This is a genomic window from Bifidobacterium choloepi, assembly GCF_010667615.1.
Taxonomy (GTDB): Bacteria; Actinomycetota; Actinomycetes; order Actinomycetales; family Bifidobacteriaceae; genus Bifidobacterium; species Bifidobacterium choloepi.
In genome coordinates this window covers 38,344-53,797 of the sequence record NZ_VYSG01000002.1, presented here as the reverse complement: position 1 = coordinate 53,797, position 15,454 = coordinate 38,344, and the positions used below count along the sequence as shown (strand labels likewise).

Below are 15,454 nucleotides of genomic sequence, written 5' to 3'. Positions count from 1 at the left end.
CTTTGTGTTGGAAAAATCATCCGTTCCACAGGCCGGACCGGCTGAGCCAGTCGCCGTAGAAGATGACGAGGCCGATGATGACGAACATCAGCTCGATCATCCAGAAGCGGACGACGACCTTGCCTTCGGACCAGCCCTTGAGCTCGAAGTGGTGGTGGATCGGCGCCATCTTGAAGACGCGCTTGTGCGTGGCCTTGAAGCAGCCGACCTGGATGACGTCGCTCATCGCCTCGATGACGAACAGGCCGCCGACGATGATGGCGAGGAATTCGGTGTGCGTGACGATCGACAGCGCCGCGAACAGGCCGCCGAGCGCGAGCGAGCCGGTGTCGCCCATGAAGATCGTCGCCGGGTTGCAGTTGTACCAGAGGAACCCGAGGCAGGCGATCGCCGCGCATAGCGCGATGACGGAGAGATCGAGCGGGTCGGAGACGTTGTAGGAGAAGCCGGAGTTGTTGGCGCCGGCGACGTGGTAGCTTTCCCAGAACGCGATGGCGGCATAGCCGGTGAACGCGATCATCGACGAGCCCGCGCACAGGCCGTCGAGGCCGTCGGACAGGTTGACGGCGTTCGTCCACGCGGCCATCAGCAAGTTCACCCAGATGACGAACAGCACGATCGCGAGGAACCTGCCGGCGAATTCGAACGAGATGAACGGCGTCTCGATGAAGCTCATGCCGGCCTGCGCGGTCGGCTTGCCGTTCTTGGCGGGCAGCAGGAGCAGCAGCACGGCGAAGACGGTCGCGAAGATGAACTGGCCGATGAACTTGCCGTGGACGGTGAGGCCCTCGTTCTGCTTCTTGCGGACCTTCGCGAAGTCGTCGATGAAGCCGAGCACGCCCATCGAGACCATCGCGAACAGCACGAGCACGGCCGCCCAGCTCGGCGTGGTGCCGGTCGAGCAGTACCGGTAGAGCGCCGACGCTCCCCAGCCGATGACGGTGGCGAGCACGATGACGACGCCGCCGAGCGTCGGCGTGCCGCGCTTGACCTGGTGCGACTGCGGGCCGTCCTGCCGGATGTACTGGCCGTAGTTGAGCTTGTGGACCAGCCGGATGAGCAACGGCGTGCCGACCATCGTGATGATCAGCGAGACCAGCAGGCCAATGATAAGTGCAATCACCTTTCCATTCTCCGTTTCTTCCGGTGCGGTGTGCAACTTGGGTGTTCGGGTATTCGGACTTTCAGGTATTCAGAGTACATGCCCGTCGCGTCCTCGGGCGCGGCGGGCATCATCGGGGGCCTACCTGGCGGGCGCCCACTGCTCGGCGAGCGCGCTCAGTCCGGAGGCGTGCGACCCCTTGAGCAGCACGATGACGTCGCGGCCGGGGTTGGCGGCGGCCAGCTCGGCGATGCGGGCGTCGACGCCGGCGGGGCCGTGCTCCCAGTAGACGGGCAGGCTGGCGCCGGCTTCCTTCGCGGCGGCGGTCGCGCCGTCGGCGAGCGCGCCGGCCAGCCTGTCGAGGTGGACGTCGGTGGCGCCGCCGACGGAAATGACGGCGTCGACGCCGCTGCCGGCGACGTACTCGCCGATCGTGCGGTGCAGCCGCTCCTCGTCGCCGCCGAGCTCGAGCATGGCGCCGAGGACGGCGATGCGGTACGGGCGGCCGGCGACTTCGGTCCCGTCGGCGTCCTCGTCGGCCCTCCAGGCGACGAGGCCGTCGATGCCGGCCCTCATCGAGTCGGGGTTGGCGTTGAACGAGTCGTCGATCAGCGTGAAGCTCGTCGCCGGGACGGCTTCGTCGGCGGCATCGGCGGCATCGTGCGAATCGTCGCCGATCGTCACGTCGCTGACGGCCATGCGGTGCGGGCTGATGTGGCTGACCGACGCGAGCACGTCGACAATTTCCTTCAGGCCCATGCCGAAGTACGAGGCGACCGATGCGGCGGCAAGCACGTTCATGACGTTGTGGCGGCCGGGGATGCCGAGCGTCAGCGTCTCGTAGGCGCCGTCGGCCATGCGGATCGTGAAGACCGGCCGGCCGAGCGGGTCGAGCGCGATGTGGTCGGCGGAGAAATAGTCGTCGTGGTCGGCGGCGTGCTCGACGCCGAACCACTTGACGAACGACGGCGCGAGCTCCGCCATCGCGGCGACGTGGCCGTCATCGGCGTTGAGGATCGTCACGCCGTCGGGCCGCTCGCCGCGCACGATTTCCGACTTCGCCTCGGCGATGCGCTCGACCGAGCCGAACTCGCCAAGGTGGGCGTTGCCGACTTTCAGCACGACGGCGACGTCGGGGGCGGCGATGCCGGTCAGCCTCGCGATCTCGCCGACGTGGCTCGCGCCCATTTCGGAGACGAGGAAGCGGGTGGTCGGGCCGACCTTGAGCGCCGTCAGCGGCATGCCGATCTCGTTGTTGAACGATCCGACCGGCGCGACCGTCTCCCCCGCCCTGGACAGCAGCGCGTTCAGCAGGTCCTTCGTCGTCGTCTTGCCGACCGAGCCGGTGATGCCGATGACGGCGAACGGGCGGCTTTCCTCGCCGTCGGCGTCGACAGAGGCGGCGGCCAGCGCGCGGCGGCGGTCGATGTTGTGGCGGGCGAGGCGGCCGAGCGCGTCGACGGTGTCGTCGACGACGACCTGCGCGATCGGCGCGGCCGCCTGGCCGTCGACGTCACCAGGCGCGACTTCGTGGTCGACGATCGCGGCGACGGCGCCGAGTCCGGCGGCACGGGCGACGTAGTCGTGGCCGTCGACGTGCTCGCCGGCGATCGCGACGAAGACAGTGCCCGGCACGACGTCGCGCGAGTCGGTCGTCACGTGCAGCGCGACGGCCTCGTCGGTCGCGGGCGCGCCGACAAGCCGGCCTCCGGTCGCCTCGGCGACTTCGGCCAGCGTCATCGGCATCATCGTCGCGGCAGTCGCGGCGTTCTCGTCGGTTGCGGTATGCATCGGTTGTTCCATTGGTCCATCGGTTCTGTAGTTCATTGGATATTCACGGAAAAATTGGCATCGTCGGCCGTCGCGGGCACGATTCGCGCCCCGGGCCCCTCCCCTGGCCTGTCAGTGCAGTTCGCGGCTCACCCTCAGCGCGCTCCTGATGCTGTTCTTGCGCACGCCGGCCGCGAGCACGCACGAGATCGCCAGCGACAGCGGCCGGATCTCGTCGCGTTCGACGTCGGCCTGGACGGCGAGCGCGTCGGATTCCTCGGTGCGGAACACGACGTGCGTGTTGCGGTCGACCGGACAGCCGTAGCGTTCGCAGGTCCCGTCGACGAGCGCCTCGCCGTCGGCCGGGCCGGTCACGCCGTCGCAGCCAACGACGTCGACGGCGACCGACTGCAGCGCGTCGGGCTGCAGTGTCGCGTCGTCCATCGCGATGATGACGGCGGCGGCGCCGTCCTCGGCGCACACCGACAGCACGCGCTGGACGGTGAGGATGTCGACCGGATACTCGAGGTCGAGGAACCGCTCGAGCGAGGACGAATCGTTCGCGTTGAGCACGCCGACCGGATTGCCGAGCATGTGCAGGAACTGCGCGAGCATCTGCACGTCGGCGCCGATCGTCTGCCGGTCGGTGCCGACGACGGCGAAGATCGCCAGCGTTTCCGACGGCGCGCCGGCGATGTCGGCGGCGAGCTTGCCGAGCTGCTGCGCCGTCGGCTCGGCGAACAGCACCGGAATCTCCGGCTCCGGCAGCACCGATTTCATCGCGTGCGGCAGCAGCGCCGCGTAGGCGCCGCGCTGCGCGGCCTGCGAGACGGCGCCGGCCGCGACCGTCGCGCCGGGAATGTACAGGCTGCCCGGCGTCACCGAGTCGAGGTCGTTCGCGAGCGACGTGATCGTCACGTTCGCCGCGAACGGCGGCACGAGGTCGAAGCCGTACCGTTCGGTCAGATAGCCGAGCGTCATCCGCTGCGAGATCGCCTCGCTGATCGAACTCATCGCGCGCCTTCCCTTCCGGCCGTCCCGTCGGGACGGCGCCTTGCCGATGTCTGTGTCACTTGCATGCCCAGTGTGCTTCCGTCTGCTTTACCACTCCGTCGGGATGGCGTCGGTTCGCTTGCTCGACGTCGGCACCGAATACTTCTGCATCAGGAACGTGCCGATCTCGGCGAACACCGGGCCCGCGGTCAGGCCGCCGTAGCTGCCTTCCGGATCCTTGAGGACGACGGTGACGACGAACTTCGGGTTGTCGGCCGGAATGATCGCCGTGTAGTCGGAGATGATGCTCGACAGCGTGCCGTCGGAGCCGGCGACCTCGGCGGTGCCGGACTTCGCGGCCACGCGGTAGCCGGTGACGCCGGCGAACTTCTCGTAGTGCTCGGCGACCGACTCCATCGCGTTCATGACCTGCTTGGCCGTGTCCTCGTCGACGACCCTCGTCGAACTGCCGGACGCCGTCTCGGTGACGTGGCCGTCGGCGCTCGTCGTCGACTTGACGATCTTCTGGCTCGTCTTGACGCCGCCGTTCGCGATGACGGCGATCGCGTTCGTCAGCTGCAGTGCGTTCGTCGAGTAGCCCTGGCCGAACAGGATCGTGTTGCGCGTGCGGCCGTCCCAGCTGTCGGCCGTGCCGAGCACGCCCTGGCTTTCGCCGGGCAGCTCGAGGCCCGACTTCTGGCCGATGCCGAACTTCGTCAGGTATTCGTAGCGTTCCTCGTCGGTGTAGTCGGAGGACGCGAGGATGGTGCCGACGTTCGACGACTGCTCGAGGATGCCGGCGAGCGTCCACTGGCCGGTCGCGTGTTCCTCGGCGTCCTTGTAGGTCTGGCCGTCGAGCGTCAGCGTGTTCGGCACGGTGAACTTGTCGCTCATCTTGTGCAGGCCTTCCTGGATGAGGCCGGACATCGTGAACACCTTGCCGATCGAGCCGGGCTCGAACGTCTCGGAGACCGACTTGGCGACGTTGAGCTTGGCGTCATCGGAGCCGGCCTCGATCGAGTCGGTGTCGGCGAGCGCGCGGATTTCCCCGGTCTCGACGTCCTGGACGACGGCGATGCCCCAGGCGGCATTGTACGTCGTCTTCGCGTTCTGCAGGATCTGCTCCACGCGCCACTGCACGTCGCGGTCGATCGTCAGCGTGACGTCGGAGCCGTCGACGGCGGCCTTCGAGTCGGTCAGCGTGCCGGGGATCTCCTCGCCGTACAGGCCCTGCTGGTACGTCTCGTAGCCGTCGGTGCCGGTGAGCACCGAGTTCTCGAGCTGCTCGAGGCCGGCGACGCCGTTGCCGTCGGCGTCGACGCCGCCAAGCAGCGCGCCCATCAGCGTGCCGTTCGAGTACAGGCGTTCGTTCGACAGCTCGCCGTAGACGATGCCGCCGAGGTTGAGGTCGTCGATCTTGCGCTTGACTTCCGGCGTGACGTCCTTGGCGAGGACGACGTACTGGCCGGTGCCGGAGAGCATGCCGCCGATCGTCGTCGCGTCCATGTCAAGCAGCGGCGCGAGCAGCTGCGCGACGGCGGCGGCGCCGGTCGTCGTCAGGTCCTTGCCGTCGAGCGACTGGCACGTCGAGCTCTTCGAGCAGCTCGTCGGCGTGAATTCCTGGGCGGCCGTCGGGTTGCCGATGATCGTGTAGCGCTCGACGCTCTGCGCGAGCACGACGCCGTTGACGTCGGTGATCTTGCCGCGCTTGGCGCTGACGGTGACGGTCAGCGTGCGGCTGTCGGTGGCGGCCTGCGCGTATTCGGTGCCCTGGATGATCTGGACGTTGATGAGCTGGCCGAAGCAGGCGACGGCCATCAGCGCGAGCACGACGCCGACGGCGAGCGTGCGGTTGAACAGCTGGCCGTGCTTGCCGGACCTGAGGAATTTCAGTCGCTTCATTGGGCGGTGCTCCCGTCGGCGGACGAAGTCGCGGAGGAAGAGGAGGAGGCGGACGCCGACGGCGAGGCCGACGAGGAGGACGAACTGTCCGACGAGGACGACGAGTCGTCGGTCGGCTGGTAGCCCTGCAGGTCGATCGTCACCGAGCTCGTGGCCGGCTGCATCTTCAGGTCTTCGGCTTTCTGCGGCAGCTGCGCCTCGAGTTCGTCGAGCTTGGCCTGGTCGTCCTCGACGTCCTGCGTCAGCGTCGTGATGTTCGCCTGGATTTCGGACGATTCGAACGAGTTCTCGATCATCTGCGTGCGCAGGGCCAGCGAGCCGAGCATGCTGGCGACGAGGAAGACGACGGCGACGACGATGTGCATCATCGGCGACGTGCGCGTCTTCGTCCAGCGCCACAGGCTGTTGAGGCCCTCGGAAGCGCGCTTCGCCTTCGAGTTGTCGACGACGCGCAGTTCGGGACGCTTCGTGCCCGGACGCGAGGCGCGGCCGCCGGCGGGCGACTGGCCGTCACGCCGGCTGGCATCGCTTGCGCGCACGTGGGACGTGCGCCGCGCGGACAGGCGCGCGGACGAGGCGGAACCGGGATGCCTTGCCGATGCCATGACTATCCCCTCCTTGGTTTCTGGCGACGGCCCTGCGACTGGCGGCGACCCTGCGACTGGCGACCATGCGGCTGGCCGTCGGCGGGCAGCCCGGCGGCCATCCGGTCGAACGAGCGGCGCCAGCGCCCGGGCAGCGGACGCGTCAGTTCCACGCCGCGCAGGCGCACCGACGCCGACCGCGGGTTGCGCTCGATCTCGTCGGGGCCGGCCTTGACGGCACCGCGCGTGAGCTCGCGGAAGAACGGCTGCATGTCCGGCGGCACGACCGGCATGCCGGCCGGGACATCGGCGTGCAGGCCGAAGTTCATGAACGACTTGACGGTCTTGTCCTCGAGCGAGTGGTAGCTCTCGACGACGAGCCGGCCGCCGACGTTGAGCCGGTTGGCGATCTGCGGCAGCGTGTGCGCGAGCTTGTCGAGCTCGCCGTTGACCTCGATGCGCAGCGCCTGGAACACGCGCTTGGCCGGGTTACCGGACGCGCGGTGGGCGGCCGGGACGACACGGTCGACGAGTTCGTTGAGCTGCGCGGACGTCTCGATCGGCTCGCGGTCGCGCCGGCGCACGATCTCGCGGGCGATCTGGCGCGAGAATCGTTCCTCGCCATACTCCCTGAAGATGCGCAGCAGATCGCCCTCGGCGTAGGTCGCGAGGACGGCGGCGGCCGTCAGCGGCTGCGAGACGTCCATGCGCATGTCGAGCGGCGCGTCGTGCGAATAGGAGAAGCCGCGCTCGGTCTCGTCGATCTGCAGGCTCGACAGGCCGAGGTCCATGAAGACGGCGTCGACGCCGTCGATGCCGCGGTCGGCGAGCACGTCGGCGAATTCGTCGAACGCCGCGTGCACCGGCACGAACCGGTCGGCCAGCCCCTCCTGCTCCACGCGTGCCGTGGCCATCGCCAGCGCCTCGGCATCGCGGTCGATGCCGATGACGGTCGCGCGCGGCGCCGCCTTGAGGAACGCCGTCGTGTGGCCGGCCAGGCCGAGCGTGCAGTCGACGGCGACGCTGCCGTCGGCCGCGAGCGCCGGCGCGACGAGGTCGACGCACTGCTCGAGCAACACGGGCTGGTGGATGGTGGAGAAGTCTGTCATGGTCCTTTGTTCTGTCGTTCGTTGCGGAAAAGGCTTTCGGTTTGTTCCGGCGGCGTGCGTGAGGGTTCGGGCCGGGCATGCCGGACGAATCGTCGCCGCCGGCGCACTTGTCACCACTCTACCCCACAACGCCCAGAATGATACCCGGGCTCACAAAAAATCCAGCGAATGCCAGTCACTGGAGTTTGCCGCGGATTTCCGGGACTCCTGCGTTTTTCCTGAATGTTTTCTTGGAACGATTCGTAGGGTCCCCGAGCTACATTGGACAGGTTTACACTCCGGGTGCCGGAACGCCCGGAGGCTCGTCCGGGAGCTCGTCTAACAGGAGAACAAGAGAGCATGGCAAGCATGTCAACCACGGCCGCCGACGATATCGATCACGCCGCCGGCGCCGACCGCAATGCCGAAGGGGATGCCGGCGAATCGCAGTACGCGGTGCAGCTGCAGGAGGAGCAGCGCGCTGTCGACCGGGCCTACGGACGGCTCGACGACCTGCGGGCGCAGGCCCGCAAGCGGCTGGACGCCGTCCGCGCGGCCGGCTCGCACGGCTCGCCGACGCAGCGCACCGAACGCGATTCGTTCGCGACAATGTACGAGGACCGGCTCACGCAGCTGCGTGCCGTCGAGGACCGGCTCGTGTTCGGCCGGCTCGACGACGAAGGCGGCGAGCGCCGCTATATCGGGCGAATCGGCCTGTCCGACGCCGATCACGAGCCGATCCTGACCGACTGGCGAGCCGAGGCGGCCCGGCCGTTCTACGAGGCGACGCCGTCCCACCACGGCGACATCGTCATGCGCCGTCATATCACGCTGCACTTCCGCGACGTCGTCGGCATCGAGGACGAGGTCCTCGACGTCCACTCCGAGCATGTCGACCAGGCGTCGGCCAGCGGCACGCTGACCGGCGAGGGCGCGCTGCTCGCGTCGCTGTCGAGCCGGCGCACCGGCAAGATGACCGACATCGTCGCGACGATCCAGGCCGAGCAGGACCGCATCATCCGCGCGCCGCTGCAGGGCGCCGTCGTCGTCCAGGGCGGCCCCGGCACCGGCAAGACGGCCGTCGCGCTGCACCGTGCCGCCTTCCTGCTGTACACCCACCGGCGCATGCTCGACCGCTCCGGCGTGCTCGTCATCGGACCGTCGGCGACGTTCCTGCGCTATATCGACCAGGTGCTGCCGTCGCTCGGCGAGACCGGCGTCGTCTCGAGGACGATCGCCGACCTCGTCCCCGGCGTCGTGGCGACCCGCGTCGACGAGCCGCACGTCGCCCAGCTCAAGGGCGAGCGGCGCATGGCGAAGATGATCGCCAACGCCGTCGCCGGCCGCGAGCGCGTGCCGGCCGAGCTGCCGACGATCATCGTCAACGGCATCCGGCTGGAAGTGCGCGCCGCCGACATCAAGACGGCGATCGCCGACGCGCGCCGCACACGCCAGCCGCACAACAAGGCCCGCGAGACGTTCGTCCGCTCGATGCTCGACATGATGCGCCAGCAGTACGTCGCCGCGCTCGACTACGCGCCCGAGCAGTCCGAACTCAACGAGGCGATGTCGATGCTGCGCATGAACGACAGGCTGCGCGTGACGCTCAACCTCGCGTGGCTGCCGATGGACGCCCGCTGGCTGCTCGACCAGCTGTTTTCGAAGCCGGCGCAGCTGCGCCGCTACGCGCCGTGGCTGAACGACGCGCAGGTCGACATGCTGACGAGGCCGAAGGGCGCGCCGCTGACGCGCTCCGACATTCCGCTGCTCGACGAGGCGATGGAGCTGCTCGGCCCCGATCCGCACGAGGCGGCGCGCCGCGCGGCCGCCGACGCGGCCCGCGCCGAGGAGGAACGCTTCGCGAAGGACACGCTGGCGCAGGCCGGCATCGGTTCCGGCATTGTCTCGTCGTCAATGCTCGTCGACCAGATGAACGGCATGGCCGCCGACGTCACGGCCGCCCGCGCGGCCGCCGACCGCGAATGGACGTACGGCCACATCGTCGTCGACGAGGCGCAGGAGCTCACGCCGATGGAATGGCACATGCTCGTGCGCCGCTGCCCGTCGCGGTCGTTCACGATCGTCGGCGACGTGGCGCAGACGTCGGCGCTCGGCGGCACGCGCTCGTGGAAGTCGACGATGAACCAGCTGTTCGGCCCGAACAACTGGCAGCTCAACGAGCTGACGATCAACTACCGCAACCCGAAGGAAGTCTCCGACCTGGCTTCGCGGTTCGCCGCGGCCGAGGGGCTGTACATCTCGACCGTCAACGCCGTGCGCAACGTGCCCGGCTCCGTCGTGCGCCGCACGCTCGCCGACGACGCGGCGATGCTCCGGCAGATCGGCGAGGACGCCGCGGCGCTGGCCCGCGAGTTCGCCGGCGCCGACGGCACCGGCCGCGTGGCGGTCATCGCCCCCGACGAGCTGCTCGACGCCGTGCGCGACGCCGTCCGGTCGGGCCTGATGTCCGGACTCGACGAGGGACTGGCGCGCCGCCTGCTCGACGACGGCCTCGACGACGGCCAGGTCAGCGTGTGCAACGCGCAGGCCGTCAAGGGCCTCGAATACGACGCCGTCGTCGTCGTGCAGCCCGGCATGATCGAGGAGAACGCGCCGTCGCGCATTGTCGCCGCCGCCGACCTCTATGTCGCCCTGACCCGTCCCACCCAGCGCCTGCACATCGTCCGCACACAATCCGACGCGGACCTGCTGGCGATGTGATTGATTCCTGTTTTCCCTGTTGCGGGATTGCGGGATTGCATGCCACCGCGACTTGGCGTCGCGAACCCGGGCTGCCGGCCCGGATTCGCGACGTCGATTCAGGCGGAAGCATCGTGCAGAACGATACGGAACAGGCGGTTTGCGGCGGAAGGGTGTATGTTAGCGAGCTAACGACGATCAAGTAAGGTGGTTTGCCCATGCCCAAGGCCCTGTTACTCGAAAACATCCATCCGCTGGCCGTCGAATCCCTGAAGAAGGCGGGGTTCGACGTCGAGCTGCGCAAGGGGGCGCTGTCCGAAGACGAGCTGATCGAGGCGCTGGACGGCGTGGACCTGCTCGGCATCCGCTCGAAGACGACGGTGACGAAGAAGGTCATCGACGCCCGGCCGACGCTGACGGCCATCGGCTGCTTCTGCATCGGCACGAACCAGGTCGACCTCGACTACGCCGCCAAGCACGGCATCGCCGTGTTCAACGCGCCGTACTCGAACACGAGGTCCGTCGTCGAGCTCGTCATCGGCGACATCATCTGCCTGATGCGCCGCATTCCGGCCCACACGCACCACATGAAGCACGGCGTCTGGGACAAGTCGGCGGCCGGCAGCCACGAAGTGCGCGGCAAGACGCTCGGCATCGTCGGCTACGGCAACATCGGCTCGCAGCTGTCGGTGCTCGCCGAGGCGCTCGGCATGCGCGTCGTCTTCTACGATCTCGAGGAGAAGCTCGCGCTGGGCAACGCCCAGGCGTGCGCCACGCTCGACGAGCTGCTCGAACAGGCCGACGTCGTCACGCTCCATGTCGACGGCCGCAAGGAAAACACCGGCTTCTTCGGCGAGGACCAGTTCGCCGCGATGAAGGACGGCGCGCTGTTCATCAACCTGTCGCGCGGCTTCGTCGCCGACCTCGGCGCCCTGAAGCAGCATCTCGCGAGCGGCCATCTCGCCGGCGCCGCCGTCGATGTCTTCCCGATCGAGCCGAAGAAGAGCGGCGATCCGTTCGAGACGGCACTGGCCGACGAGGACAACATGATCCTGACGCCGCACATCGGCGGCTCCACGCTCGAGGCGCAGGAGAACATCGGCGTCTTCGTCTCGCAGCGCCTCGAGGACTACTGGTTCAACGGCTCGACGATGCTGTCGGTCAACATGCCGCAGATCACGCTCGGCGACTACAAGTCGGCGTGCCGCATCGCCCACCTGCACGACAACCTGCCGGGCGTCCTCGCGCGGCTCAACCACGTGCTCGGCGAGGAAGGCATCAACATCTCCGGCCAGGCGCTCGGCACCGAAGGCGAGATCGGCTACGTCGTCACCGACGTCGCCACGAAGCCCGACCGCCAGACCATCGAGAAGCTGCGCGCCATCGACGGCACGATCCGCCTGCGCATCATGGCCTGACGGCGTCGTGTTGGCCTCCTGGCGGCTTCCGGCTTATCCGGCCATGCCCACGGCCACGCATATGTTGATGTCACGAACCCGAGCTACTAACTGGCTCGGGTTCGTGACATCAACAGGAAGAACGGGAAGAACAATCAGGCGTCGGCTTCGCCGTCTTCGTTCCCGGCGGCGTTCTTGGCGGCGCGCAGGTCGTCGATGGCCTGCTGGAAGTCTTCGAGCCCCTCGAAGTTCTGGTAGACGCTGGCGAAGCGCAGGTAGGCGACCTCGTCGAGTTCGCGCAGCGGCTTGAGGATGGCCTTGCCGACTTCCTCGGACGGGATGCGGGCCAGGCCGCGCGAGCGCAGGTCCTCCTCGACCTTCTGGCCGAGCGTCTTGAGGTCGTCCTCGTTGATCGGACGGCCCTGGCATGCCTTGCGCACGCCGCTGATGACCTTGTCGCGGTTGAACGGCTCGAGATTGCCCGAGCGCTTCTCGACCATCAGCATCGTCGTCTCCATCGTCGTGAAACGACGCCCGCACTTCAGGCACTCGCGACGGCGGCGGATCGAGTATCCGTCTTCGTTGATACGGGTGTCGATCACCTTGGTATCCGGGTTCTGGCAATAAGGACAATGCATATTGCCTACCTTAACCCCAACCGCAACCATTTGCACGCCACGGGGCGGTTTGAGGCCGCGGTGGCCGCGCGAGGCCGGACGGGACACGTCCCGGCCCCTCCGGTTGACGGCCCGCACGGCGCGACCTCCACGGACTGCCGTCCTCACTGCTCCGATGCCATCGAGTCCGCACATGCCAGCCTCCTTCCCCGCCACAATGCCGCGGCGCTCGAACGTCTGTTCGAAAGAATCGTGAAAATATTGTCACCCGGATGGTCGATGCTGTCAACCCGATTCGAACATCTGTTTGAAATTCTCGGCGTTTCGCGATATGCTGTTGGGAAGTTGAAAGGAACCGACATGAGCAGCACAGCACAGGAGCGCGAGTCCGGCGACGTCATCCTCGAGCGGGCCGCCGCGCAGGCCGACGCACAGCCCGGCGCGCCGGATGCCAATCCGGCCTCCGGACTGACCGAGCGCCAGCAGAAGGTCATGGACGCGATCAGGACGCTGTCCGCCGAGCACGGCTTCGCGCCGTCGCTGCGCGAGATCGGCCAGGCCGCGGGCCTCAAGAGCACGAGTTCGGTGCAGCACCAGCTGCGCGTGCTCGAGGAGAAGGGGTACATCCGCCGCGACCCGAACAAGGGCCGCGCCATCGAGATCCGCGAGCCGCGGCTCAAGGAACGGCCCGCCGTCGTCAATGTCGCGCCGTTCACGTCCGAGGACAACGCGTTCCAGATGTCGCAGGATGTCCCGCTCGTCGGGGAAATCGCCGCCGGCGTGCCGATCACGGCCGAGCAGCACGTCGAGGACGTCATGCGCCTGCCGGTGAGGCTGACCGGTACCGGCAACCTGTTCATGCTCGAGGTGCACGGCGACTCGATGATCGACGCCGCCATCTGCGATGGCGACTTCGTCGTCGTCCGCGAGCAGCACACGGCCGAGAACGGCGACATCGTCGCCGCCCTGCTCGGCGACGAGGCGACCGTCAAGACGTTCCGCGAGGAAAACGGCCACGTCTGGCTCATCCCCCACAATCCGAACTACGCGCCGATCGACGGCACCTACGCCCAGGTCATGGGCAAGGTCGTCACCGTGCTGCGCAAGATGTAATCACACGTACCATTCCCGGTTCCAAGCAGTTGTGCCCCGGCTTTTCCGAAGTCGGGGCACAACGTCATGCAAGGAGCATTGCCTAGCTGTGCATCTCCCGGCGGCTTTCGCTCGTGTATCCGGCAGGTTCGAGCTGGAAGGTGGTGTGCGGCACCGAGACCGGGAAATGCTCGCGCAGACAGGCCTGCAGCTGCTGGAGAATCTGGCCGGCCTGTTCCATCGTCAGGCCCGGGTCGACGACGATGTGGGCAGTAAGGATCGGCATGCCGGTGGCCACGGTGCTGGCGTGCAGGTCGTGCACCGAGACGACGTGCGGCACGCGGGCCAGGTGCTCGCGGACGGCGTCGAGATCGAGGCCGTCCGGTGTCTCCTCGAGCAGCACGCGCATCGCGTCGCGGATGAGCCGCACGGCCCGCGGGATCATCAGCAGCGCGATCAGGCCGCCGGCGACCGCGTCGAAGCCGTCCCAGCCGGTAGTCATCATGACAATGGCCGACGCGACGACGGCGACCGAGCCGAGCGCGTCGTTGCACACTTCCAGGAACGCCGCACGCATGTTCATGTTGTCGCCGGACTGCGAGCGCAGCACGAAGATCGAGCCGACGTTGGCGGCGAGGCCGAGCAGGCCGAAGAACAGCAGCAGCCGCACGTCGTGGACGTCGTCGCCGCCGCCGAACAGGCGCATGCCGGCCTCGAGCAGCGCGTACAGGCCGACGAACAGCAGCACCAGGCCGCCGGCCGCCGCCGTGACGATCTCGAGGCGCGCCCATCCCCACGTGCGCGACTTGTCCGGCTTGCGGCGCATCAGCAGCGCCGTGACCGTCGACGCCGTCAGCACCGAAACGTCGGTCATCATGTGGCCGGCGTCGACGAGCAGCGCGAGCGAGCCGGTGACGACGGCGCCGACGACCTCGGCAACGAAGATCGTCAGCGTCAGGCCGAGCGTGACGAGCAGCCTCGTGTGATGACCTGGTCCCTCCGCCGGCTTCGCGCCGCCGAGGTGATGGTGATCATGCCCCGTCATTCTTCTCCCCTCACGACAAAAGTCCCTGCCAACACGGGGTTGGCAGGAACTTCAAAGATACCCTATTGCGTGGCGGATCAGAAGCCGAACTGCGCGGCGGTTTCCTTCAGCGTCTCGGCCGAGCGCTTCAGCGCGGCGAGCTCGCGGTCGGAGACCGGCGTGTTGATGCGGGAGTTCACGCCGTTGCGGTTGAGCAGCGTCGGGACCGACATGCACACGTCGGAGATGCCGTGGAAGTCGTTGAGCAGCGACGAGACCGGCAGGATGCGGTTGGTGTCGTGCATGATCGACTCGATGATGTCGACGCCGGACATGGCGATGGCGTAGTTCGTGGCGCCCTTGCCGTTGATGATCTTGTAGGCGGCGTTCTTGACTTCCTGGTGGATCTCCTCGCGCTTGGCGGCGTCGAGCGGCTCGTGGCCCGGCAGCGGCTGCCAGTCGCACATCGGGACGCCACCGATCGTGGCGGAGGCCCACAGCGGGACTTCGGAGTCGCCGTGCTCGCCGGCGATGTAGGCGTGGACGTTCTTGACGTTGACGCCGGTCTGCTGCGCGATCAGGAAGCGCAGGCGGGCGGAGTCGAGGTTGGTGCCGGAGCCGAACATCTGCGTGGCCGGCATGCCGGACAGCTTCAGGCAGACCTGGGTGACGACGTCGACCGGGTTCGTGATGAGCATGTAGATGGCGTTCGGGGCGACCTTGACGAGGTTCGGGATGATCGACTTCATGATGTTGATCGTCGCGCCGGCGAGGTCGAGGCGGGACTGGCCCGGCTTCTGGCGGGCGCCGGCCGTGATGACGACCATGTCGGCGTCGCGGCAGATCTCCGGATCGTCCGAGCCGTCGATGGAGACGGTCGGGAAGAACGAGGAGCCGTGCTGCATGTCGAGGACCTCGGCCTCGACGCGTTCCTTGGCGATGTCCTCGAGGACAATTTCGCGGGCGATGCCACGCTCGGCCGCGGCGAACGCCAGCGTGGAGCCGACGGCGCCGGCGCCGACAATAGCCAGCTTGGTGGGCTTGATGGAAGAATTAGCCATGTTCTGTTCGACCTCTCTGGAATGCAGTCTCCGTCGCTCGTGGCGCCCGTCCTGCAACTCATGTTCGTTCCCGTTCCGGCGGCAGGGCATGGCATGCCGCGGCCTGTCGGAGCGTCGGGATCAA

General features: G+C 67.8%; 12 protein-coding genes. 3 read left to right on the top strand and 9 right to left on the bottom strand.

The genetic code is table 11. The features are described 5' to 3' along the window. Nucleotides 1-16: 16 nt before the first annotated feature. The 6 genes from mraY to rsmH all read right to left on the bottom strand — a co-directional run bounded on the left by mraY (nt 17) and on the right by rsmH (nt 7,460). Nucleotides 17-1,123 (bottom strand): phospho-N-acetylmuramoyl-pentapeptide-transferase, encoded by a 1,107-nt coding sequence (gene mraY, locus F6S87_RS05450; RefSeq protein WP_163227651.1) that lies wholly within the window; start codon nt 1,121-1,123, stop codon nt 17-19. Between the two features lie 120 nt (nt 1,124-1,243). Continuing rightward, nucleotides 1,244-2,851 carry a UDP-N-acetylmuramoyl-tripeptide--D-alanyl-D-alanine ligase gene (locus F6S87_RS05445; RefSeq protein WP_163227849.1) on the bottom strand — a complete coding sequence of 536 codons (1,608 nt, stop codon included), beginning with the start codon at nt 2,849-2,851 and terminating at the stop codon, nt 1,244-1,246. Between the two features lie 153 nt (nt 2,852-3,004). After that, nucleotides 3,005-3,886 (bottom strand): UDP-N-acetylmuramyl peptide synthase, encoded by an 882-nt coding sequence (locus tag F6S87_RS05440; RefSeq protein ID WP_163227650.1) that lies wholly within the window; start codon nt 3,884-3,886, stop codon nt 3,005-3,007. A gap of 87 nt (nt 3,887-3,973) precedes the next feature. Further along, the gene (locus F6S87_RS05435; RefSeq protein WP_163227649.1) at nt 3,974-5,767 is read right to left on the bottom strand and encodes a peptidoglycan D,D-transpeptidase FtsI family protein; all 1,794 of its coding nucleotides are present in this window, start codon (nt 5,765-5,767) and stop codon (nt 3,974-3,976) included. Then, complete coding sequence (locus F6S87_RS05430; RefSeq protein WP_231129399.1) at nt 5,764-6,372, bottom strand: hypothetical protein; 609 nt, start codon at nt 6,370-6,372, stop codon at nt 5,764-5,766. The genes F6S87_RS05435 and F6S87_RS05430 overlap by 4 nt, the downstream gene beginning before the upstream one ends. Before the next feature lie 2 nt (nt 6,373-6,374). Further along, the gene (gene rsmH, locus F6S87_RS05425; protein ID WP_163227648.1) at nt 6,375-7,460 is read right to left on the bottom strand and encodes a 16S rRNA (cytosine(1402)-N(4))-methyltransferase RsmH; all 1,086 of its coding nucleotides are present in this window, start codon (nt 7,458-7,460) and stop codon (nt 6,375-6,377) included. A 339-nt stretch (nt 7,461-7,799) separates the two neighbouring features. On the opposite strand from rsmH, the gene F6S87_RS05420 reads away from it, so the two are divergent. Both F6S87_RS05420 and serA read left to right on the top strand, forming a co-directional pair. Then, nucleotides 7,800-10,160: a HelD family protein gene (locus F6S87_RS05420; protein WP_231129398.1), complete on the top strand. Its 2,361-nt coding sequence runs from the start codon at nt 7,800-7,802 to the stop codon at nt 10,158-10,160. A 197-nt stretch (nt 10,161-10,357) separates the two neighbouring features. Beyond that, the gene (serA, locus tag F6S87_RS05415) at nt 10,358-11,557 is read left to right on the top strand and encodes a phosphoglycerate dehydrogenase (RefSeq protein ID WP_163227647.1); all 1,200 of its coding nucleotides are present in this window, start codon (nt 10,358-10,360) and stop codon (nt 11,555-11,557) included. 134 nt (nt 11,558-11,691) lie between these two features. Here serA and nrdR read toward each other — a convergent pair whose 3' ends face one another. Beyond that, nucleotides 11,692-12,174 (bottom strand): transcriptional regulator NrdR, encoded by a 483-nt coding sequence (gene nrdR / locus F6S87_RS05410; protein WP_163227646.1) that lies wholly within the window; start codon nt 12,172-12,174, stop codon nt 11,692-11,694. 447 nt (nt 12,175-12,621) lie between these two features. On the opposite strand from nrdR, the gene lexA reads away from it, so the two are divergent. Beyond that, on the top strand, nt 12,622-13,266 hold the full coding sequence (gene lexA / locus F6S87_RS05405; RefSeq protein ID WP_407925111.1) for a transcriptional repressor LexA: 645 nt from the start codon (nt 12,622-12,624) through the stop codon (nt 13,264-13,266). A gap of 82 nt (nt 13,267-13,348) precedes the next feature. On the opposite strand, the gene F6S87_RS05400 is transcribed toward lexA, so the two are convergent. After that, complete coding sequence (locus F6S87_RS05400) at nt 13,349-14,290, bottom strand: cation diffusion facilitator family transporter (protein ID WP_163227644.1); 942 nt, start codon at nt 14,288-14,290, stop codon at nt 13,349-13,351. A 77-nt stretch (nt 14,291-14,367) separates the two neighbouring features. Next, nucleotides 14,368-15,330, bottom strand: a complete 963-nt coding sequence (locus F6S87_RS05395; RefSeq protein WP_163227643.1) for an L-lactate dehydrogenase — start codon at nt 15,328-15,330, stop codon at nt 14,368-14,370. Nucleotides 15,331-15,454: the final 124 nt, after the last annotated feature.